At 59.5% G+C, this 23,115-nt stretch carries 15 protein-coding genes; all 15 read right to left on the bottom strand.

All coding sequences use genetic code 11. From position 1 onward, the window contains the following. Window positions 1-3 precede the first annotated feature (3 nt). Window positions 4-1,380, bottom strand: a complete 1,377-nt coding sequence (locus tag HA630_RS16550) for a protein kinase domain-containing protein (protein ID WP_371809270.1) — start codon at window positions 1,378-1,380, stop codon at window positions 4-6. 59 nt (window positions 1,381-1,439) lie between these two features. Next, window positions 1,440-2,138 (bottom strand): PP2C family serine/threonine-protein phosphatase, encoded by a 699-nt coding sequence (locus tag HA630_RS16545; RefSeq protein WP_371809269.1) that lies wholly within the window; start codon window positions 2,136-2,138, stop codon window positions 1,440-1,442. Next, the gene (locus HA630_RS16540) at window positions 2,139-2,924 is read right to left on the bottom strand and encodes a VWA domain-containing protein (RefSeq protein WP_166836080.1); all 786 of its coding nucleotides are present in this window, start codon (window positions 2,922-2,924) and stop codon (window positions 2,139-2,141) included. A gap of 23 nt (window positions 2,925-2,947) precedes the next feature. After that, window positions 2,948-3,280, bottom strand: coding sequence for a DUF4258 domain-containing protein (locus tag HA630_RS16535; protein WP_166836079.1), 333 nt, complete (start codon window positions 3,278-3,280; stop codon window positions 2,948-2,950). Between the two features lie 155 nt (window positions 3,281-3,435). Beyond that, on the bottom strand, window positions 3,436-4,713 hold the full coding sequence (locus HA630_RS16530; protein WP_166836077.1) for a hypothetical protein: 1,278 nt from the start codon (window positions 4,711-4,713) through the stop codon (window positions 3,436-3,438). A gap of 164 nt (window positions 4,714-4,877) precedes the next feature. Next, complete coding sequence (locus tag HA630_RS16525) at window positions 4,878-6,629, bottom strand: ATP-binding protein (protein ID WP_166836076.1); 1,752 nt, start codon at window positions 6,627-6,629, stop codon at window positions 4,878-4,880. Window positions 6,630-6,683: 54 nt separating this feature from the next. Further along, window positions 6,684-7,664 (bottom strand): hypothetical protein, encoded by a 981-nt coding sequence (locus tag HA630_RS16520; protein ID WP_166836075.1) that lies wholly within the window; start codon window positions 7,662-7,664, stop codon window positions 6,684-6,686. Then, complete coding sequence (locus HA630_RS16515) at window positions 7,661-9,352, bottom strand: AAA family ATPase (RefSeq protein WP_166836073.1); 1,692 nt, start codon at window positions 9,350-9,352, stop codon at window positions 7,661-7,663. Before HA630_RS16515 ends, HA630_RS16520 begins: the two co-directional genes overlap by 4 nt. Before the next feature lie 7 nt (window positions 9,353-9,359). Next, window positions 9,360-10,517: a restriction endonuclease subunit S gene (locus HA630_RS16510; RefSeq protein ID WP_166836072.1), complete on the bottom strand. Its 1,158-nt coding sequence runs from the start codon at window positions 10,515-10,517 to the stop codon at window positions 9,360-9,362. Then, window positions 10,517-12,061 (bottom strand): class I SAM-dependent DNA methyltransferase, encoded by a 1,545-nt coding sequence (locus HA630_RS16505; RefSeq protein WP_166836070.1) that lies wholly within the window; start codon window positions 12,059-12,061, stop codon window positions 10,517-10,519. The genes HA630_RS16510 and HA630_RS16505 overlap by 1 nt, the downstream gene beginning before the upstream one ends. 607 nt (window positions 12,062-12,668) lie before the next feature. Further along, window positions 12,669-16,070: a DEAD/DEAH box helicase family protein gene (locus tag HA630_RS16500; RefSeq protein WP_243855492.1), complete on the bottom strand. Its 3,402-nt coding sequence runs from the start codon at window positions 16,068-16,070 to the stop codon at window positions 12,669-12,671. Window positions 16,071-16,155: 85 nt separating this feature from the next. After that, a complete protein-coding gene (locus tag HA630_RS16495; RefSeq protein WP_166836067.1) occupies window positions 16,156-17,688 on the bottom strand; it encodes a sigma-54 dependent transcriptional regulator in 1,533 nt (510 codons plus the stop codon). 120 nt (window positions 17,689-17,808) lie between these two features. Beyond that, window positions 17,809-18,999 (bottom strand): DUF3322 domain-containing protein, encoded by a 1,191-nt coding sequence (locus HA630_RS16490; RefSeq protein WP_166836066.1) that lies wholly within the window; start codon window positions 18,997-18,999, stop codon window positions 17,809-17,811. Then, window positions 18,996-22,391: an ATP-binding protein gene (locus HA630_RS16485; protein WP_166836110.1), complete on the bottom strand. Its 3,396-nt coding sequence runs from the start codon at window positions 22,389-22,391 to the stop codon at window positions 18,996-18,998. The genes HA630_RS16490 and HA630_RS16485 overlap by 4 nt, the downstream gene beginning before the upstream one ends. After that, window positions 22,384-23,007: a DUF4194 domain-containing protein gene (locus HA630_RS16480; protein ID WP_166836108.1), complete on the bottom strand. Its 624-nt coding sequence runs from the start codon at window positions 23,005-23,007 to the stop codon at window positions 22,384-22,386. The genes HA630_RS16485 and HA630_RS16480 overlap by 8 nt, the downstream gene beginning before the upstream one ends. Window positions 23,008-23,115 lie beyond the last annotated feature (108 nt).

Genomic DNA, 23,115 nt, shown 5'->3' with positions numbered 1-23,115 from the left:
CGCTCACCATTTGAAGTTCCATGCGTCGTGCATGTCTTTCAACTCGCCGACATGCAGCGCATGAGCGAGTTCACGAGGAGGCAAGTTGACGCGCCCTTTGATTCGTGTCGGCGACTTGTGGCCTGCCATTTGCAGATAGAGCGCTTTCTCACCAGTGGGCGTGATGCAAAGCTCATGGCCCTTGAGCACCATTTCTGCAATGACGGCGCTGTCCTCATAACTGGCAGAGCCGGGTGAGGCATTGCGCAGCTGAACCGGCTGCTGTCCTACAACTTGATAACGTTCAGATTTGATCCAACGATCCTTGTTCACACTGCCCTCGGGCAGTTGATCCAGGGGGCAGAACACGAAGTGATGCAAGCGAATCGCTTGCTGAGATGAAGCGGAGCTCTCACAAAATGGGCACTCACCTGTGTCTGACCAGAGGATTGAATTCCCACAACCGCCAGCGCTTGACTCGCAAACAGTCTGCTGGGCAAGGGCAGATTCAAATGCTTCAGCCCACTCCGTCATTAATGGTCGAGCCTCGGGTGTCTTTACACCGCCTCGGAAGCAGCGGTCAAAAAGTTGGGTCAACTCCGGGGTACAGACGGTAGACCGGCTGAGTCCCAACGCTGTGCTGTTCCGTGTATCTGCCGGGTGATCTATCCATGGCAGCTCTCCGCGCAGAGCAGCTGACTCCAGCTCTGGATCTGCGTCCACCATGTCGCCGCTCTTGAACGGGTGGAGCAACGACAGCAACTGGAACGCGATCACCGCAAAGCTCCAGATGTCGGTGTAGGTGCTGATGCCAGCATCCTCTCGAACCAACTCCGGTGCGCCGTAGTCAGGGGTGTAGAGCTGCAGGGTGCTGTCGCGAACCGCGTAGGTCAGGTTGTCACAGTCGATCAACCAGACCTGGGCATGCTCCACCGACTGGGATACGAATACGTTCTTCGGTGAGAGATCACCATGAGCCAGGCCCAGTCCATGGAGCTTGGCCAGCACACGCGCCAGCCGTGCCAGCACAGCCAACCTTCGCTTCAAGCCACCGGACGTTAGGAACCCATCCAGTCCACGCCCTTCCAGCATGGCATTTTGAGCCTCAATCAGCAAGTCTTCCAGGGGCACCAACCCGTCCATCAGCTCCATCAAGTAGCCCACTCTGGGCTTCAAGACCAAAGCCTTGGGCATCGCAAAAGGCAGGTCAAAGTCTTCGATCGGCAAGCGCTTCACAGCAGCGATTTGCTCTGCCCAGACCTTGGCGCGCGGGTCCGCGCTCGGCCACTTGCACAGCTTGACGAGCCATCTCGGTTGACCCTTGATGGTGACGACAGCCCCTTGACCGCCTTCGGCAATCTTCTTCTCAAGCACATGGATGCGCCCGAGGTCGTCCTGCACAGACTGCGCTTTCTGCCCAGCCCTGGTGCCCCCCAACTTCGCCGTGTCTGCCATGACAGTTAACCTCTGAAAATCATTGACATCGTCTTGTCGTCTGTGTGACCCGGAGTCGCCCAATGGGTCATCTCATGCTTCAACCACGCGCGAGCGCCTCTGCGGGTACGTGCAGCCACTTCCCGATAAACAGCTTCGGCAAACCCTCCGATCCGATGGGCGTCAATGTCATCGGACACGCCATCGGTCATCAACAGCACGAAGTCTCTCGGGTGGCGCAACTGCACCGAGCCTGTCGTCCAAGCGGACCACGATTGATCCACGCCAAGCGCCTGTGTCTGGTTGCCAAACCCAGTGCGTTCTGGTGTGATGGCCCGAACGGTGCCCTGGCTCTTGGCTACGATCAGCCCGTCGCCCATCTGCAGGTAGCGAACCGCCCCGTGTGCATCACACGCGGCCACGAGTAGCGTGGTGGCGTAAGCCGCAGGCTCAGGTGAATCCACGCGCGCCAACCAGCGTTGATAGATGGCCCTCACCACGTCCCGGTCCGGCAGCTTCCAAGCATCAATTCCACGAAACACCGCTTGTGCGCTCTGTACTGCCAACCTTGAGCCGACTCCACTGAATGGCTTGCTGCCCAAGCCGTCAGCGACTGCCGCGATCCATCCGCCCCGCCACCCGCGCACACTTAGTGCGTCTTGGCTGGGCTGGCATGCCTGCAAATGCCCTGGGCCTGTGACTGATGCCCCAACTGCCCGCAACACTTACAGCGCGTCCAGGTCAAGGTCATCAGAGAGATCGCTGCCCAAGTCCAAAGCCAAGGGCTGGTCTGGGCTTGTGCTGGTTGAACGAGCGACCACACTCATCGTCACGGCCTTAAAGAACTTCACGATGTCGCGGGCACCATCGGCCTCGAATACGGAGGTTTCGCGGTCATTGACAAACTGGCCCAGCATGGCTCGGTCGGCGTCAGCCCCAATAGCCATCGCAAAGCGGCTTGCTTTTTGCGCCCGCTCGCTGCCCTTCAGCGCGGCCAGTGGCTCTTCCCAATCGTCTGTGGGCGCGCCATCAGAGACCAAAACCAGCACAGGCCGATAAGAGCGTGCAGGGACTTTCTCTTTGTCTTCCAGGAGTTGACGGGCCATTTCAAACGCGCTCCCCATTGGGGTACGTCCTTGTGCGCGAAAGGCCTCCACGCCGGCAATTCGATCTGCAGCCACCAAGGGGAGGTGCTCTTTGGCTGCTTCGCCGCCGAATGTGATCAACCCGACTTGTATCTCTGCCCGCAGCTTGGACTCCTCGCCGAAGCTCAAAATCATACTTTTGAGGGCGTTGTTAAGGATGTCGATCTTGCCGTCCTCGGACATGCTGCCGCTCACGTCGGCCAGCACTATGACCGGCAAGGGACGAGGCTGCGGTATGGCGAATGCCTTCAGCTTCGTGGCCGGCGCCGCCTTTGTATGCAGCAGAGCGTCATGTTCTTTGTTTCGAATGACTGTCGCTTGATGAAAGCGACTTGCGATGTCTTCTTCGTAGCTGGCCCAACCCATGGGTACTCTCCTGTTTACTGATGTCAATTCTGAGGGCGATGCCTGGCACAACCTGCCTGGTGGCGGATGCTTTTGAAGTCGGCATTCTTGTAAGCAGTAATCACCCGCCCGTCTGCGGCGACCACCACATGCACGTCTTGCAGTGCGGAGAAGTTGAAGCCCAAGGGTGCAAAGTGCTTAACCTCTCGGCGACCCATGACATGGTGCTGCGCGGCTTTGATTTTGACCTTTCGACCAAATTGGATGACGGTTTGAATGTCGATGTCACTCAGGCCGCGTTGCTGCATCCGCTTGCGAGCATGCTGAGTGAGTGGGACTTCAAATGTCGTTTCTCGGGGCTGAAGTTGTTGTGGCATCGTCTTCTCCTGGTTGCCACAACAGACATGCCAGATCCGGACCAAGCCTAGAAGACGATGTTTTCTCAACAAAAACAAAGACTTGCTTTGATGTTGCCAACAAACCATGGCCATTACATGATAAGAATTTTTATGTTTCTGAAGATTTATACCCATCAAATCACCTCCAGCATCCGAACCTCGCCAAGGCGACCGTTTTCTAGCGCCACGACAAATGACACTGAGCGGTCGTGCTTGAGGAGCAGGTTGGCAGAACGATTGAGCACGTCGTTACTGGCTTTGTGATGCTGCTCCAGAACCATCCCCGTGATCACAGATTGCTGACGGATAGATTCCTTGCGCTCGTACAAGGTGGAGCCCAAGTTGAAGAACGCCTTCACTTTTGCCAGATCGGTGTCAAGCGCCTGATTGCGCATGGCGTTCAGCTTGCTGAGCTCACCGATGCCTTCCTCAATGCTGCTCTTACGTGCCGCTTTGAAGCTGGGCTCACCTGGGTAGACCGACCAGACATACCAGGCTAGAACGCGGGTCTGGAGGCAGAGTGAGATTTCGTCAGCCAGTGCTTCAAGACTCTTATGCTTGGCCTTTAGGTCTGCGGTCAGCTGCTCGGTGCCCACTGTCTCGGTGTGCTTCACGTCCTCAGAGGCTCGCGCTCTGAACTCTGCAACCAAGTGCTCGTAGGCCGCAAGCAGCTCGCGCTCACAGGTTTCCAGTTGATTTCTCAACGCTTCGGGCAATTCGTCCGCGCGGATTGCCTCGGTGGCCTGCCGCAGGTAGTTATGGGTGCCGACGATGACGCCTTGTCGCGCCGCAGACAGGGACGCTTGAATGCGATCGATGCCCTTGGTTATGGTGTCCAGCTTAGAACTGATGTCCGCTAGGTGCTTCTGAGCAACGATCACCGAGGCGACCTGCCAAACCGCGCCGGCATTGACGATGCTTGTAAGGCGACTTGGGTCGAGCAGGACGGCGTTTTCCTTGATGCCTTTGGCGCCCATGGAGAAGGCTCGGTAACCTTCTCCTGTGCTGGACCGCACGAGGTCGCCATTGATGACCACCTCCATGTACTTGCGACCACTGCTTAGCTCATTTTTTGTCAGAAGTGCTGGAGCCGCTTGCAGAACAGAGTTCAGCCGCCCCGCAACGCTTCCTTGGAGCTGGGCTGGCAAGGCTTTGGCAAAGCGTTGCTCATCCATCAGCGGAGCAATGCGCAGTGCAGGTTGACTGGGGTCGCTGCCAATCAGAAGTTCGTGGGTCGCCTCGACCTCAACCTTTGCGGGCAATGCGGTGACTCGAGTTGTCTCTGCGCCGGACACGGCGGTTGAGTGCTCGCGTGCAGATGAGTCGGGTCTGTTCCTCCTCAGCACGAACGCTGCGACGACGATAGCGGCACAGATCATCGCGCCGAGCATCAAAACCTGGATGTTTGTCATTTTTTCTCCCTGATGACTAATCCTTGATTGCCATCATCATGTCAAATGTTTCAATATGTTGCGCCCCCCGGATGCAAACCCTTCAAACGCGGGAATAGGGGTAGTTCGCCGGCGCCCCACATTGATCACCGCCTCAGATATGCGAAGGCGCCGGTCCCGAGTAGCTATCGCTGCACGGATAGCTGCCATTCGATGGCACGACGGGCTGAAGCGATGACGTCAAGAAACGTGACGGCTTCAACCTCGGCTTCCCTCTGAGATGAAGGGAAGTCGGATGAACGTCGGCCCCCCATGAGCAGCACCCTGATCGGCTTGGCCATATGTTTGGCCAGCTCATGTCGGTAGCTGATCGCTTGGATGTAGTCATCGTGATTCAGCCCGTGTGACGGGCGCTTAAACTCGATCAGAAGGCACGAGCCATGCAAGTCTTCATTGAGCAAAAGGTCTGGGCGGTCAGCAGCCTTTGCTCCCTCGTACTTTCGACCAAGCGCATCCTCTATGGTGCGTTTGAGCGTCTGATTCGAACGGAACAGGGTGTAGGTGATGCCAAGGATCCAAAGATTGCGTTCAATGGCCTTATGCATCTCGCTTTCACGCGTCTCGGGGTTGCGGGCCAAGGCCTCCAGTTCATCGAGAAACTGCATGCGTGCCTTGGCTTGGGTCACCAGGATGGCCATGTCGGCCATACCAAATTCGTCGAGAGCCGCAGAGATGGTCGCAACATCCTTTCGGGCTGCATCGTGTATGTGCGACAGGACGGCACCGTACTCTGCATGCTCCATCGCATCCAGCAGCACATGAACATACTGCTCCAGCTTTCCTGGCTCCTCACCATAGAAGCGCTCAAGGATGCGACGCACAGCCTTGTCTGCGAACTCGCGCCGATGCTCCGGCATGGCCGCCAACCGGTCTTTGATGGCCCGATTGATTCGCGCTTGTGCCAGTTGGATTTCGCGGCTGTATCGCTCTTTGTACGCAGCGATCAAGATGGGCTGTATCTGCTCGGTGACAGCCGCAAGCAGGTTGCTGTTCTCGATCACACTGTCCCAGCCAGCCGTGACATGTTCGCGTAGGCCGTCAGCCTGAACCTCGCCGTAGAGCTTGGATTTCAGTTTCTGAGGGAAGTCCTCTCGCTCGTCCAAACCAAAGAAAGATGGCTTTCCAACCACCTTGCCGTCAACACGCAAGACGATGCCGGCTTGCCGTTGCGCCGACCGTTCGTCAGCAATTGCAAATCGAAGTTGAACTGGGCCTACCCCAGCGACCTCCAAGCTCTCGTCGGTGTAGCTACCTGCGACATCATCGACGCCAAGCAGCTTCCCATCAACATGAACGGAGAAGTCGGCCGCTCGCCCGTACTCGAAAATGAGCACTTGCCGCATCTTGCCGGCATCAGGGAATGTCAACTCGCCATGCAAGGAGCGGAGTATGATGGTCGTGCCGTGCATTTCGGGCTCGCACGGCTCGGTATCTATCTGAATGGGCAGATGCTCGATGTCTTCAACGTCGGCGAGATCCTTCAGCCGCAGCGTGAAGCGGCTGAGGGTTCCCCGCGTTCGGGTTTCAAGTGTCATCTCAGCCGCCGCCATCAGGCCAGCGAACTTCCCGATGCCCTTGCGCCCTTTGACCAGACGCTGTTTGCCAGCAGTCCGTTCACCGCGGTGTTCGCGACGGTCGCGGGCGATGGCCAGGTAGTGCGATTCCAGCTCCGCTCGGGTCATGCCTGTGCCGTCATCGGCAATGACGATGGGCGAGTCTGTCATTGGCGCAGGCAGCGAGATCGAAACGTTCTCAGCGTCTGCATCCCATGCGTTGTCGACGAGCTCTTTCAGGGCTTTCTCGGTTGATGGGTATTCCTGGCTGAGCAGCCGGGCCAACCTCGAATCAACTTGAAAGCGTGCAGTCTTCGCTGCCATTCTCACCCTCCTCCCGAATCTAGTTACCGATAAAGCAAATCCACCAACGGTGCGTCAGTCTTTTCCCCCTTCGACGAGCACGACCTCGCCGACTACCGAAAGCCCATCGCCCTTGACATACTGACGCCAACGAGTCCGGTACTGCCCCGCGTACATTGGCGTGATGTCGTCAAAAACGCGTTCACCAAGTTCTTGCGCTCCGTAGGGAATGATTGCCCCGCCAACATCGGTGAGAAGGAAGCGGTTGTGGACTTGATCTCCACCCTCGAACTGTGCGATGCATACGAACTTGACGGCAATGCCTTTCGGTAGATTAGCGCCAAGGTGCTGCTTGGCCTTTCTACAGCGATCGTCTGCCACACGGCGCAGTTGCTCCTCCAACGAGATGCCCGCCGCCGGTTGTTCACGATCGCCAACGCCGGTCATCACGGTTATCTCTGGCCGAGGGCGGCCTGGGGATCTCAAGTCCAAGGCTCGCTGAACAAGCATGCCCAGCACTTCTGGATAGCCCGCTTTCTCCGCCCTAAAATAGGGATCCACAAGAACAATCTTGGAGGCTGCTCGGAGGAATGGTGCCAGTTGAGTGGCTAGCGCCTCCGCAGTCTTGGTTGTTACATCAATGGTCGGAAGATACCAGCGTTCATTCCGAAGGTCCTGGACCACTGCAGGAGTAATGACTGCGTCATGTCCTGGAATCGCGTCGCTAGTCAGGATGGCATGGAAGGGTTCTATGCCGTGTGCTTCCACAGCTTGACTCACCCAAGGGGCCCTGTCAGCTACCTGGCCTCGATTCACTCTTGGTCGCATGGACGCAAGCAGCGCATCCAGCCGATTTCTAGCATCAAGGTAATCGGGGTCACTAGCATCCCACCCAAACTTCTCAAGCAACGCGCCGGTCGCAAAACCGTCCCAGTTGCTCGGGAAGTCCGCAACGACACGTCGATGATCTAGGCCGAACTGCGGTGCCAACCCCACGTCATTGGCGATGACCCAAGAAGCCAACAGAGACGGATCAACGGCGTACTCGTAAATCACTTGGGTTCCCCGCGACGTGCAGCCTCCAACTTGGCCCGCATGGCGGCCGGCAGGACTTCCACTGCTCGCTCTGAAAAGAAACCCTGCGGCCAAGGGGAGTCAAACTTTCCATCAGCCGTTAAGCCGATTTGGCAAGCCGTGACCGTACCTTCATCGCTCCGGTCCAAATAGACGAAGCTGACGTCGTCCGGCTTGATCCGTGTTGCGCCATCGGGTAGTTCTCCTGCAGCTTGTTCGCGCATCCGTCGCTGGAGCCTCATCACCAAGTGCTCGCTGTGCGTCTCGATGAGGAACGACAGCCCTTGGTTCATCGCACCGTCGATGAACAGGTCGCCCAGTCCAACCTGCACGGCAGGGTGGATGTGCAACTCGGGCTGCTCGATGCAGACCACGCTGGCCGAGCCGTCTTGTGCCGCCACGACCACCGGCAGCACCTGAGAAATGCCGACGCCCACGTCTTGCGGCTGCAAGGTCAGCCCAGCACCGTCCACCAGTTGCGCGCGCTTGCGGATGGGGCCTATGGGCTGCGGCACGGGCTGATTTGGATTGAACTCCTGGTAGGCCCTGCGGGTAACGGCGTAGCCCGTGCCCAGCTTGGCGGGTGACTGCATCCACTCGCTCACACGCTCCACGAGGTCCTGGCTACCGGTCACAAGCGTCTCCCAGGCTGCCATGCCATCGGACCAAGCCGAGTCGCTCTTGGTGAGCGACACATCAAAGCCGCGCGGAGGAATGCGTCGCAGCGGTCCGATGTAGCGCATCTGGCGCAACTGATCTCGCAAGAGCAAGGCGGGGCCGACCGTGAGCCACGACAGGAACGCGGTGAACTCGCGCACCATGTAAACGTTCTGCGCACCCCTTGCACCTGGAGCAGGGATGTAGAGCATTTGATCCAGGCGCGGTAACGCCCCACGGAACCCAGTGAGCCAGGCACGTAAGCCATCTCCCGGGCGTTCCATGCCGGCCTCTTTGACCATGTCGAATACAGACGACAGAACAGAAACTTTGCCGGGTGGCGTATTCGGCTGTTTGGCGCTTTGTTCGCCATCTGTCTTGCCAAGATCCTCGGCGCTTACGAAGTTTTCCAACTCCGATAGCAACTGATCGCCATCCGGCCCCTCCACCATGAAAATGGAATTGGCATGATTGATGCGCATCTGTGCATCGCGACCGTCAGCGCTCGCAGCAATCTTGAGGCACCACTCGCCGTTTGCGTCGATTTCATAGCCCTGCACAACGGGTTGTTCGCGCTGCCCGTTCCACCCGACCCGCAGCCGAACGCCCACGGTCTGTACTTCACGTCGGATGTTCTGGAGGGTTTCATACATCCACCAGACATCTTTGTCGCTGGTCTGCCAGTCTTCGAACGCATCGGGTACGAGCTCCGGAATGGAGCTCGCGCCAAGCTCCATCTCAATGGCGATCTCGATCTGCTTTTGATCATCGTGGCCATGGACGAGGCTCAGGAACCCGCCAAGGTCTATTGCCTCGCCGCCTTGCAGGGTCCGATCAGCATTGACGTTCTGCCGCTCAAGGATCTCGCCAACATAGTGCAGAGCCTGAAGCACGCTGCTCTTCCCTGCGCTGTTGGCACCAAAGAGCATGGTGATGGGACGAAGCTCTATGCGGACTTCGTTGGAGAATCCCTTGAAGTTCGACAGGGTCAGGGACTTGATGATGGATGTCATTGCTTCTTCAAAGTAAGGAGTTCAGCAACGCTTGCTCCAGCGCCCGATTTAGCTTTTGCCCCTCATCGAGCGCCAAACGTTGCGCCTTGCGAATCGCTTCAACCTTGTCGACTGCAGCAGCGAACCGTTCTACCCGGTCTCTGGGTGGCACCGGAATCTGAAGCTCGCGCAAGATGGCAAGGTTGATGTTCTTCTGCGCAGACGCCGGTGCGTTGGCTTCCAGTGTTTGCTGCAGGAAGGAAAGCCAAAACCGAACGTACTCGACGGTCGGGCGGTCTGCCGCGCTGAAGCCAACGACGCTGTCGGGAAAGCAGGCCGGGAACAGCAAGATCCCTGTCTTCGCGATGTTGGCGGCGATGGTGATGCACAGCGTTCCTGTCGGCCATAGCTTGCTCTGCCTCAGCCCCTTATCGGAGTAGGTGCTTGTGAAGGTGCGAATGTAGCCGTCGCAGTTGGCAACATCGCCCGTTTGAATGAGCGGGTAGTCGCCACCAAGAAGGCTTGGATCGTTGCGTGGACGATGCTTCGATACGCCTCGATCCAATGTGCCGAGTGATTCCAGCGGCTGGGTGGGCCATCCTTGAGAGTTGGTGACTGGGTCACCAAACAAGTCGACGAACGTCGCTCTGAGAAACTCATCCGCCAGCCTGATAGCTTCTTGGCGCTTGCTGCGTAGGCTGTCGGCCTTGTCGAGGATTAGGGCAATGCGCTGCTGCTCAACAAGACCAGGCGGGGAGAAAGGTTGCGACTTGATCACCCTGTCAGAAACAGCTGGATAGGTCGCCCCTGTAGCTTGCTGGACAAGTCGCCGTACGGTCGATTCGGACGAAATCCAATGGAAGAGGAAGCGTTTGTCCAACCGCTCCTGGTTTGGCCGAAGTACGCAAAATCCGGTCGATGCAATCGCTCCGTCCAGAGTATCTGGGACTAGCGCAACTGTGTTCAGGTTTGGCCGCACCGTGGACACAATTACATCCCCTGCTGCAAGCACTTGGCGAGCGCGACTGGGTGCGGCATCGGGAGTCAACACCTGAGGAGTCACGATTTTTCGCTGACCTCGATCGACGGCTGCGATGTCAACGTAGGCGAACTCAGCTTCACCAAACATCACTGCCGGATCTGCGTTCAGTACAGGCAGTACAAACGACTGGACGGTAGTTGACATCAAATCAAACCTTCCAGGGCGTCGATATCGGACTGGATCTCAGCCTCCAATAGGCGCAGCTTGTTCAGCAGTTCTCTTGGAGCTTGGTGCTGTTGGTTCTCGTGGACGCGCTGTCTGTATCGATTGATCGAAAGGTCAAAGCCCTCAGATCGGATGTCATCGGAAGCGATCTGAAATGCCTTTGCGGTGCGATCGTTGAAGTTTCCCGTTCCCACGCACCATTCTCGATACTTCGCCAGCACATCTGGGAGGTCGCCCTTGCCATCGCCAATTTCCGTCCGTTTATCATCTAAGGTGCGTCCGTCCGACTGCACGTCGTAGAAGAAAACTTTCTCAGTCTTGCCACCCTTGGCAAAGATGATGATGGCGGTGGAGACACCTGCATAGGGCTTGAAAACGCCAGAAGGCAACGAGATCACTGCCTCCAACTGGTTGTTCTCAATCAGGTGCTGGCGCAACTGCACATGGGCCTTGCTGGAACCGAACAGCACACCGTCGGGCACGATGGTGGCGCTGCGGCCGCCAACCTTCAGCATGCGCAGGATGAGTGCGATAAACAGCAGTTCGGTCTTCTTGGTCTTGACGACGCGCAGCAGGTCCGGTGCGACGTCCTGCTCGTCCAAGCTGCCCTTAAACGGTGGGTTGGCCAGTACGAGGTCAAAGGCGCCCTTGGAACCCTTGGGGTGGCGCTCCTCGAAACTCTGGCTCAGCGTGTCCTGGTAGTGCACATCGGGCTCGCCTACGCCGTGCATCACCAGGTTCATGCTGGCAATGCGCAGCATGGTGGCGTCGAAATCGTAGGCATGGAACATGTCGCTGTCCACATGCGCGCGGTGGCCTTCTTGAACGAGCATGTCGCCGCTGTAGGTGATGTGCTCCTCACCGTCCACCAGCTCCACATGCTTGCCCGCCTCGCTGGTGTGCTCGCGCAGCAGGTAGTCATAGGCCTCGACCAAGAAGCCGGCTGTGCCGCAGGAGGGGTCGCAGATGCGATCGGTGGGCTGGGGCTGCATCAGCTCCACCATCAGGCGGATGATGTGCCGCGGTGTGCGGAACTGGCCGTTGATGCCGGCGGTGGTGAGCTTGCTGAGCAGGTACTCGTAGAGGTCACCCTTGGTGTCGCCGCGCTCCAGGGGCAGGTCGCCCACGGCCGCCACGGCCTTGGTGAGCAGGGTCTCCTTCTGAATCATCAGCTGCGCGTCCTTCATGAAGGACGCAAACATGCTGTTGGCGCCGGTACTGCGCTCAGCCAGGCGGCGGAAGTGCGGGAACACGCGGTCGCGCACCTGGGGCAGCATCTTCTCGCTGCCGTAGTGGCGCCAGGTTTCCCAGCGGCAGTCCTGCTCGTCGTCACCAAAGCGGCGGGAGAAAGGCTGGTTTGTGAGCGATGCGCGCTTCTCGTCGGCGCGCTCCTTCATGTCCAGCAAGCGGCTGTACATCAGGAAGGTGATCTGCTCGATCACCGTCAGCGGGTTGGTGATGCCGCCGGTCCAGAAGTCGGTCCAGAGGCTGTCGATGCGGCTCTTGAGGGGCCCTGTGATCATGATTTTCCTATTCTGTTTAACTTGTATCTGTGTGTACTGACCACTCAGGGGACTAGCATGTATTGGCCATCGGTGAAGCCGGCCACAGTGGGTTCAAGGCGCTGGTTCCAGAGTTGGGGGCGCCAACGGGCGATCCATTCCGCCTCCAGGCCTTGGGCGAGGATTGCGGCATCCCAGTGGCGCGTAGTGGCCGGCAGACGGCTGCGAAGCTCGTCCACGGAGGCAGACCACAGCATGCAGGGGCCACGGCCAGCATCTAGTTCGGCTATGACGTGGTTGCGGCTAGACGCGTGGTGGATGTGACCCCGTCGGTACCACCGACTGCCCACAGGGGTAGAAGCCTCGTGCTTGCCGATATAGCGGACGATGCTCTCCGAGTCGGTCACCATATAAACGCAAGGCCCTTTGACTTTGCGTAGGCGTGTGGCGTCCGTCCAGGCGGATTCGATGACGCGTTTATGTTCACCTCGGTATTCAAAGGTCTGGCCTTTTGGTGCACGACTGAGTTCAAGCGTGGGGACAAGACCAAGAGCGGAAGGATCACGAAGCATGCGTTAATTCTTTTGAACGGGTTCTATACGAGGAGCTGGCCACGATAAAGGCGCTGTCATGCAGATTGCCCCAGGTTCAGTGGTTCGCCAAAGCTGCGCACCAGCGCCACCAGCTCATCAAGTTGGGTTTGATTGGGGAAGACGCCGCCCAGACCCTCGGCATGGAGGCTGTTGAACGGCGCGTCGAACAATTTCGTCACTGCAATGGCGCCGAACTGGCGGATGTGGTCCTTCAACATAGCCAAGAAGCGCAGCTGCTGGCTGGTCAGCGCATGACTCTGAGCGAAAGCGGTGAACTTAGCATCCACGGCCTCATGGTCCAGGCCCACAATGGCACGAAGAATATGAGCGAGTGGCACTGCCGTGTCGGGGTAAAACTCGCGCAGCGTGGCCAGGTCCACGTTCGGGTTGCGAGTGTGCAGCAAGCTGTTGAGCTGGCCCAACTCTTCCTGCGTTATGGGCTCACCTCTGCGGACCTTCTGCAGCACGGGGTCCGTCGCGAAAAGCGGCTCCAACGCAGCTTGCACCGCCTTGCGATAGATGATGAAGTCGACCGACTTGACGTTGGTGGAGCGGCGCTCAACCCGGTACTCGGCTTCGTCTTCACGCACGTCCAGCACGGTTGTGGGCATGGGTGGAGGCTTGATTGGCTCCTCGGCAAGGGCAACAATGCCGCGCAGTGCTTCGCGCATGGCGTCCAGTTGGACGAAGGTGGGCTGCTGCCAGAAGGCGTCGGAGCGCAGGGTCTTGAGCTCGTTGGCCTTAGCGCGCACGGGGTTCAGGTGTGGCGGCAACCGGTCCAGCCATTCGAGGATCTCTTCACGCTGGGGGTTGGGCTTGCCAGGTTCTGCAATCGCTGCGGCCTGGGCCTTGGACAGCACCAGGTCCCAGCGCAGGGCATCGCCCTGGCCGCGCACGTCCAGCGCGCTCATCAGGGGTGCCACGGTGTCCGTCAGCAGTTGGCGGGTGACAGGGGCGAACTGGTGGAGGAGCTTGGCATCGCGGGCTTGCTGCACGGCCTGCCAATTTTCGCGGACGGCAATCGCGCCATCGGGCAGCGCGGCAGCGTCTTGCAGCAGTTGCTGGGCCAGGTGATCGAAGGCCTGCAGGTCTGACCGCGCCAGGGCCAGAACTGCCAACTCGATGCGGGCCTCGTAGCGCCGTTGCGTGAGTGGCTTCGGGATGTTGGGCTCGACCTCATCGACGTTCAGGTCGTGGAAGGCGAAGTTACCCCAATGGTCGAAAATCAGGAATTCGCTCTTGTCCTTGCCCAGGCCGAAAAGGTCTTTACAAAGGCGCGTGCCGCGGCCGATCATCTGCCAGAACTTGACCTTGCTCTTAACCGGCTTGGCGAAGACGAGGTTGACCACCTCGGGCACGTCGATGCCGGTATCCAACATATCCACCGAGATGGCGATCCGCAGATCACCTTTCGGCTCCTTGAACTGGTCGATCAGGTCCTCGGCCCGTGGCTCCTTGGAATGGATGACGCGGCAGAACTTGCCAGCAAACTGCGGGTACATCTCGTCGAAAAGTTCTGCCAGAAGCCGGGCATGGTCGATGTTGCGAGCGAAGACGATGGTTTTGCCGGGCAGCTGTCCGTCAACGTCCCGCAGACCGTTGTCCATCAGGTTGCGCAGAATGACGCGGTTGGTGTCCTTGTTGAACACGGCCGCATCGATCTCCTGGGCGTCGAAGTCCAGAGTGTTCGGGTCGACGCCCTGGTCTTCCAGCTGGGCGATCTGTTCGTCGGTCAGGTGGACGGCCTTGATGCCTTCGCGCAGGAACTTGGTGGTGTGCGCGACCACGCGGAACGGCACCAGGTTACGGTCGGCAATGGCCTGCTCCAGCGGGTAGTTGGCCGTTGGTAGCTTGTAATCGCAGCCGAAGAGCCGGCAGGTGCTGCGACTGACCATTTCCACGGGCGTTGCCGTCAGACCCACCTGGATGGCGTCGAAGTACTTGAAGAGGTCGCCGTACAGGTTGTAGATAGACCGGTGCGATTCGTCCGCGATGATCAGGTCGAAGAAGCCTACATCGAAGGCCTCGTAGTCGTTAATCAGGCCCTGGTAGATGCCGATGTAGATGCGCGCATCCATCTTGCCGACATCGTTGGCTTGCCCGATCACGTAGATGGGCTCCTGAACGAAGTCGTTGAAGGCGTTCTTGGCCTGCTTGCGCAGCTCCTTGCGGTCACACAGGAATAGCACGCGCTTCACCCAGCGGGCGTCGATCAGTAGCTTGGCCAATGCAATGGCCACGCGCGTCTTGCCCGTGCCGGTGGCCTGTACCACCAGCGCTCGGCGGTGGCGCTTCGTGAAGCGCTCAGCCACGCGCGTGATGCTTTCAATTTGGTACAGCCGGCCGGCGATATTGGCGTCCGGGCGCACCTCGGTCAGCAGATCCAACTTCTCGCGACGCTGGAAACCGACACGGTACTGCAGAGTGTCCTTGGAGAAGAAGCCAAAGACCGAGCGTGGCGGGTAGCCACTGGCGTCGTCCCACACCCAGATGTCGTGGCCATTGGTGTAAAAGATCATCGGCCGCTGGCCGTGCACCTTTTCGAGGGCGTCCGCGTACAGCTTGGCTTGCTCCTGCCCCGCACGGGCATCGACCTGAGTCTTCTTAGCCTCGACGACGGCGAGCGGCTTACCGTTGTCGTCCCAAAGCACATAGTCGCAGTAGCCCTTGCCGGTTTGAGTGGGCTGATGCGGAACCTCGACTTCCTGGCCAACCGATTCGCTCGACGCCGTGCCCGCCGGCACTTCCCAGCCGGCCATGCGCAGGTCGCGGTCGATCAGCCACTTGCGGGTTTTGTCTTCACTGAACTTCAGCTGGTTGGCGGTAGCGGTGGATGCCTGGCCGGCCTGTTGCAGTTCCAGTTCGGTCGGCGGTTTCACGAGTTGTGCTGCCGGGGCGGACGCGCGATCTGCGGCGCGCAGCGCGGCAAGCTCTTCCAGCGCTTTCCGAAGACGCTCTTCCTTGAGGCTGTTTTCTTCGGCCAGGGCCCTCGCCTTGCGCTTAAACTCAGCTTTGCTGTCGATGCCTTCTACAGGCGGCTGCTTGAACTCTGCAAAGTCATTGACTTGCCCGCCCAAGAAGCTCACATGCAGCCAACGGGCAAGTTGCCAAGCCTCCTGGACGCAGCGGACAGCGTCAGCTGCCTCAACGTCCTCGCCGTGTGCGCCACGATTGCCCAGGCGCCGCAACAGGTGCAACTTGTCGAGAACCAGAGGTTGGGCCACGTCGCGAAAGCTGGCGTTGTGAAGCAGATCCACGAAGTTAGACTGCGGAACGCGCTGCAGCTTAAGCTTGTCGTAGACCCGATCGACCAGGCGCTCCGCGAAGTTACGCAGCTTGACCAACGCACTCTCGGGGTCGCTGTGGGCGTAGTGCTCCGCGTACCCACCCATGTTGGCGAGCTCGGGGTACACCGCGCGTAGCGGCTCGAAGTTCAATGATCGAAGGTCTTGCATCCACAACTGGACGGCTCTCGCGTTGGGCTCCATGCCAACCCATCTGCGAAATCCGTGCCAAGCCTCACTAAGTTATTTCCTTTGGCTGATCCAAACCCAGTCGCTTCATCCAATTGCCGAGCGTCTGGTAGTTGTCAAAGCCCAGCAGCTTAGCCGCCCCGGTCTTTTTTTGATGCGACTTCACCATAGCCTGAGCAATAAGGTCGCGAGCCATATCATCCAAAAGCTCTTTCAAATCAACACCTTGTCCAATTTTTGGTCTAACGACAGCATCCACCTTCGTCATCACCGGCAGGAGCGCGGCCTCGATATCGCGTGCGCTAATTTCTGGGCCGGTGGACCATATCGCCGCTCGCAAAAGTGTGTGGTAGAGCTCGCGCACATTGCCAGGCCAGGAGTGTTGAGAAAGAATTTTTCTTGCCTCAACAGAAATTTCTTTATGTTGCGACTCGGGACGCCCCCTTGCATCCGTATTGATCAGCGTCAGGAAATGGGCGACCAAAGCGTCTATATCCCCCACACGCTCACGCAGCGGGGGCAACCTGAGGATGCCAACCGCGAGGCGGTGAAAAAGGTCTTCCCGAAATTTGCCTGCGGTAATGTCAGCGCCGAGGTCTCTGTGCGTCGCCGCGATGATTCGCGTGTTGATTTTGACCGAGCCGGACTGGCCCAACGGGGTAACCTCGCTCGACTGAAGAACACGTAGCAAACGAACTTGTGTATCTAGGGGCAGATCTCCGACCTCGTCGAGAAACAGGGTGCCGCCCGAGGCCTCCTGGAAATGCCCCTTCCGATCCGACGTCGCACCCGTGAAGGCCCCCTTCTTGTGTCCGAAAAGCTCGGAGTTGGCCAACTCCGGAGGAATGGCACCGCAGTTGACGGCAATGAAAGGTTTGCCAGCCCGTTGACTGGCCGCGTGGATGGCTTCCGCAAACAGCTCTTTGCCGGTTCCGGTTTCTCCCAACACCAACACGGGCACCTCATGCGCAGCCATTCGACGCGCAAGCGAAATTTGCTCTGCTACTAGCGAGCTCTGGTGAATAATCTTGCTGAACTCCGGCGCTTGGGTCTTGGCTGCGCCGGCCAAACGCTCTACCCGCTCCCCGCTACGGCGAAGGTATTCGGGCAAAAAGTCGCTGGCCAAGTCGAAGAAGAAGTCGACGTTCTCCAGCCCTCGCTCCCTTGAGGTCTGAATCAGCTTGGCCGGAAAACGCGTCTTGGCCAAGATGATCCAAATCGCCGCCATGGCTGGCGTACCTGGACTTAGATGGAAGGTTAGCTCAATACCCCCACGAGGCAATCCAGCACTGCTCAAATGACTACTGACCTGGGTGTAGATCTCACCGTAATCGATCGGACTGGACAAATCAACCTGATAGAGATCCACCGATTCGCCAGGATAACCCGTGCGCTCTTCGAGCCACTGGCAGTAGCGCTTACTGCGCTCGAAGTCGTAGTTCGTCAGGAGATAAACACGGTCGTACTTTTGCTCACCAAGAAGTGACGTCGCGATCGGGCCGACATCTGTGCCATGGTGCCCCTCTGCGCACTCATGGTCGGTCTTGCCGATCCAAGCAACTAACCACTTCTTAATTTTCATACTTACATGATAAAGGTTTCGGGGAATACATAAGAATTCTTGTTCAAACCAAAGTACGACCCCGACTTTGTAGCGGATAACGACAGCCAGAGTCAAAGCGACTCGCCGACTTTACGCTCTTCAAGACGAAGACTTGGGCAGGGCGTCCAATACTCGGCAGAGGGTGTTGAAGCTAACTCTCTCCTGTTCCAGCCGCAACCTGGGCTGCAGACTTCCACTGCGCAACTCGCCATACAGGGAAGCTTCTTCCTCCGTCAGGCGGGTTAACGTCTGCTCCAAGGGTTCAGGCTCTTCCCCCCAGTGCTCACGGTGCGCCATCAAGGTTTCCCGATCCATCAGGAAAGACACGACATGGGGAAAGTGACTGCGCAACCGATCCAGGATGGCGAAACCGTGAGTGTCGATGTCGCCCCAGTAATGCACACCGCAGCGGTTCAACCAGGTCGCAGGGGCCAGCGCGTCCCAACCGTAACCCGCGCCAAACACCACGAGGGCCTTCGCAACCGGCGGAAACGCCAGGAAGTTGGTCTCGTTCTCGGTGATGAACACCCGCTGCACCGGGAGCGCCAACTGGGCAAAGCGGTCGGAGTCCAGGGTGATATCGCTGTAACCGTGGCACCCGGGCAACTGCGGCAGGCTGGCATCCAGCAACCGGAAACGGATGCGCAGCGGCTTGTCCAGAAACCCGTAGCGGCGGTTGAACTGCGAAACGCCGGTGGCAGCTACATCGATGGCGTCAGAAGGCAAGGCCAGGTCCAGCCATTCGGTCAATACACCCCGGTTCGCTTCGATGAACTTGGTGTCCACGCCCGGAATATCCACCTGGCGCAGATACACCCCAGGCCTGGGGTGCGCCTGCAACCAGGCGACGACCGCTAGCAAGCGGCTCCACCTGTCCGACAGCTCCAGGGCATGCAACGGCCGCTTGAGCAGCCACGGCAACAGGGCTGGCTGCGTGGCCTGGGTTTGCTGCCACAGTTGCTGGAAACGCTCAGCCAACCGGACTTTGCCCAGCATGGCCAAGGCATCGGGCAGTGTGTCCACCCAGGCCGCGCTGGGCAGGCGCTGCGTGCCTTGCACACGGTGATTCCATTCCCGCCAGTCCAGACGCATATGGTGCGTGTCGGCCAGGTTCCGTGCCCACTCCCGCACCGCATCGAAACGGTCGGACACGTCTGCGGCCGTCGGCGTTTTGAGTGTCAGGCGCAGGGGCCATTCGACAGCTGGCGACACCATCGCGCGCAGCAACTCGCCGCGGTCCCACAAACGTTGCACCTGGGTGCGCAAATCGGTGGAGTTGCTCCAGGTCATGCCGCGCTCACTCCAGCCATACTCCCCGCCCCAACCTCCGCTTTCTGTGCCCGATATTCCTCGATCGTCAGACACCGCAGCCGCGAATCGCGCCCCCCTTCGTTGTGCACAAAGCCGACGCTGGACACGTACGGCTCGATGATGTGGATCTTCTGCAGCGGGGTGACAATGAGCAGTTGCAGGTTGAGCTGCTGGAACAGGCGCAAACCGTACTGGGCCGATTCATCAGAACCCCTGCCGAAAGCCTCGTCGATGACCACAAAGCGGAACGAGCGGGAACGCACCGCGCCCCACTCCAACCCGAACTGGTAGGCCAGGCTCGCTGCCAGCACGGTGTAGGCCAGTTTTTCTTTCTGGCCACCAGACTTGCCGCCAGAGTCCGAATAGTGCTCGTGTTCCACATCGTCCGCCGTCCACCGCTCGCTGGCCGAGAACAGGAACCAGTTGCGCACGTCGGTGACCTTGGCCGACCAGCGACGGTCCACCTCGGACAGCCCTTCCCGGCCCCGAAACCGGTCGATGATGCTTTTGACCTGCAGAAACTTGGCTTCAGAGTACTGTTCGTCAGCCGAGCCGGTGAGCGCGCCTTCGGTACAGGCTCGCAAGTCCTGTTGAAAGTCGCGGATTTCCGCATCGGGGCTGGGCTGCGCCATCAGCAGGATGTACCGCCCCGGGTTGTATTCGATACCGTGCAAAGACTGGTTGATCGCGTCCACCCGAGTTTTGATGGTCTCGCGTTCGCGCGCGAGCTGTCCGTTGAAGTTGGCGATCTCGCGGATGGTGTTCTCGTTGAGCAGCTCCTTGAATCGGGCCTCAAAACGCGGCAGATCGTCGCTTTGCAAGGTGCCGAGCAGACGCTGGTACTCGCCCAGGGCGGCCAGGTCTGCGTCCATCTCCACCGTCTCGGCCTTGAATTCATCCTTGAACGCGACCATGGCCTTGATGACCTTGTCGCGCAGTCGGTTCAGGCGTTGGTCGTCGGCATCGATGCGGGCTTGCAACCACTGGCGCACGTCCTGCTCGCGGTTGTCGCAAGCTTCCACCGTCAGCTGGTGCTCGCCCAGGGCCTGAGCACGCCACAACTCAAGGCGCTGGACCTGAACTTCCAACAGGGGCTGCGCATCCCAGAGGGCCTGCACCTGTGCGCGCAATTCTTCCGCCGTTTCGTGTTTGGATTGCACACCCCCACGGTCGGCACGGGCGGCATTGAGTTGGCCCTCAACTTCGCAGAGTTGGCCACGGACCGCGTCCAGTTGGCGGGACAGTTCCTGCAACTGGTTTGACGCGGCCTCCAGACGCTGCCGCTCCTCGGTCAGGTGGGCAATCTCGCGGGCCAGCGCCTCCCAGTCGATGTCCTGGTATCGGGTGAATTCTTCCAGCTTGGCCACGGCTTGCAGGCGAGCTTGCAGTTCTTCGCGTGCGCCTCTCACATCGTCCAGCCCCTGGGCCAGCGTCACCAACTGCTCTTCCAGTGATTTGGCCTGGGCACCCAGCACTTTCAACTTGTCGGTGTTGCTCCAGCCCAGTACGTAGCGGCTGCGGTCACCAATGCGGTGGCGGTCGTCTTTTTCATGACGCCCGCTGGGGTCTTTCACCTGCCCCGCCCGTGTGACGGCCCGGGCCTCACGGCGGAACTGTTCGGCACTGTCGCAGCAGGCCACGTCGAAACGCTGGCGCAAGGCCTGCTCCAGCCAATCCACATGGGGCGAATCCGGCTTGACCGACAGCTTGCGCACCAAGGACTGCGGGTGCAATGTGGCACCGGGCGTGGCCTTTTGCGGACGCACATGGAAATACACCAGCCGTGCATTGAGGTGCTGGCGGTCGACCCATTCGGACACCTGGTGGTAGTGCTCGTCCGGCACCAGCAGAGACAGGCCAAAATTCCGCAGCAACCGCTCTGCTGCACCTTCCCAGTCGCGTTCGTCCTCGCACACCTGGATCAATTCGCCAGCAAACGGTAGATCGTCTTCGGCCAAGCCCAAGGCCAGACACAGCGCTTCGCGTATGCGCACTTGCGTGGCGTCGATGTTGCTTTTGCGGCGCTTCAGGCTGTCAATTTCTTCGCTGATAGCAGTGTGCTGTTCGCGCACTTTTTGGGCCTGGACGTAGTCCTCGCGTTCGCGGTTTTCCAGATCGGTGATGCGGGTGCGCAGCGATTCGGCATTCTTGCCGACCGTGTGGTGCTGGGCCAGAAAGGCCTCTTCGTTTTCGGGGTACGATGCTTCGATCTGGCGCAGCAGTTCGCCATAACGTTGGGCTTTTTGCTGCCGCTGGCTCTTTTCCTGCTCGGCACGCCGGATGGCATCGGCCAGCTGCTCCAGGCGGTCGCCGCCGTTGTCGCGGATGCTGCGCTCCAACTGGGCCACCTCGGCCCGCCCTTTGCTCTGCTCGCCCTCCAACCGTTGGATCAGGTTGTCCAGCCGCGTGGCATCTTGCGTCAAGATCTCCAGCCGGCGATCCAGCAGGCCCCCCTTCAGGCTGGCAAAGTACGGCCGTAAGGCATCGCGGTCCTGCCGCAATTCGTTGATTTGCGCGGTGAGCGTTGCGTGACGCTGACCGTCGTCCACCAGCGGTGCCAGGAGCGCCACCTGCCGCTTGGCTTTGAGCACCGACTGGTGGGCGCGGTCAAGGTCGTCGAAATGGCGAATCAGAGCCTCGATGCGAGTACCCACATCGAAGGGCTCCAGCATGTGGTGGCGCACGAAGTCGGTGAGGTTGCCCACCGACTTCATCGACACCGTCTGGTGAAACAGCTCCAGGGCCTGCTCGTGCTCGATGCCAAAGCGCCGACGGAACCACGCCGCATAAGGAGGGTAGCCGTCGAACAGTTCGGCCCCTGCCTTGCGCAACTGTTTGCGCAAGCCGGCGATGTCGGAACCAAAGCTCCCGAAATCTTCCGCGATGCCCAACACCCGCTCGGCCGCCACAAACAGGCGGGCAGGCTGGGCTTGCGGGTCTTTGAACCAGAACACCTGGGCCAAGGTAACCGACTGGTCGTAACCCTCGTTGCGGAACACCCCCAGCACAACGGTGTAACTGCTGGCATCGCGCAGGGCCACCGGCTTGGCGTGGCCAGTGACCTCATTGCGTTCGCTCTTGTAATGCCCAAGCACATAAGAGCGCAAATTGCGCTCGCGGGACTCAGCACCAGCGGCCTTGTTGTAGGCGACCCGGTGCGCGGGCACCAGCAAGGTGGTCAACGCGTCCACCAGCGTGGACTTGCCCGAACCGATGTCGCCGGTCAACAAGCCGTTGCGACCATCTAGGTCGTAGCGCCAGACGCGCCGATCAAACGTGCCCCAGTTGAGCACCTCCAGCCGCTGCAGCCGAAAGCCGACCCGGCTGTCGTCCGCCACGAAATCCAGGCCCAGGGAATCGGATTCAGACATCGCCTGCCCCCTTCCCGTCATCGCGGTCCTGTGCGGCCCCTGAGAGCGCGGTGCGATAGACCTCCAGCCGGGCGTCGAAATCGGCCAGCCACTGGGCATCCACATAAGCTTTGAGGATGCGGCGCACCTCGTACATGGCGGGGTCGCTGGCTACCGGCTTGGTCGAGGCAGCTGCAGGCTTCAAACGCCGCAGAAAGCCCAGATCCACCACCTTGCCCAGTGTGCTGTCCACCTGGTCGATCAAGCGGACCTCGTTGGTGCCGCTGGGCAGAAACACCCGCATCAGTTCCACCAGGTCGTCGCGCGACAACACCAGCCGTGTGCCGCCACCTCCGGCATCGAATTCGGCCAGTCGCTTGCGCAGCAGGGCCAACATCAAGCTCACCGGATAAGACAAGGGGCGACGGGCGACCAGGCGTGGCATGCGCACGGCCACCTCGCCCTCTTCAGGGTCGGGTCGGCTTTTGAGGAAGGCATAGCCTTCGGCCTCGTCCAACACCAGATCCAGCAGCAACACGGCGGCATGCTCGCGCACGCGGGACTGCAAACGCAGCAAACTGGCCCATTGCGGCTCGTCGTCTTCGCGGTAGAGCACGCCTTTGAGCAGTTGCACCATGAGTTGTGACAGCTCGGGTACCGCGGGCAATGCCTGCGGCTCCACTGGCCTGTGCTCACCGACGCCGTCGGTACCTTCGTCCCATGCATCTTCCAAAGTCTGCTCCCT

The organism is Aquabacterium sp. A08, from assembly GCF_011742065.1.
Note: the sequence above shows the minus strand (reverse complement) of the source record. Positions and strands in the feature narration are given on the sequence as shown.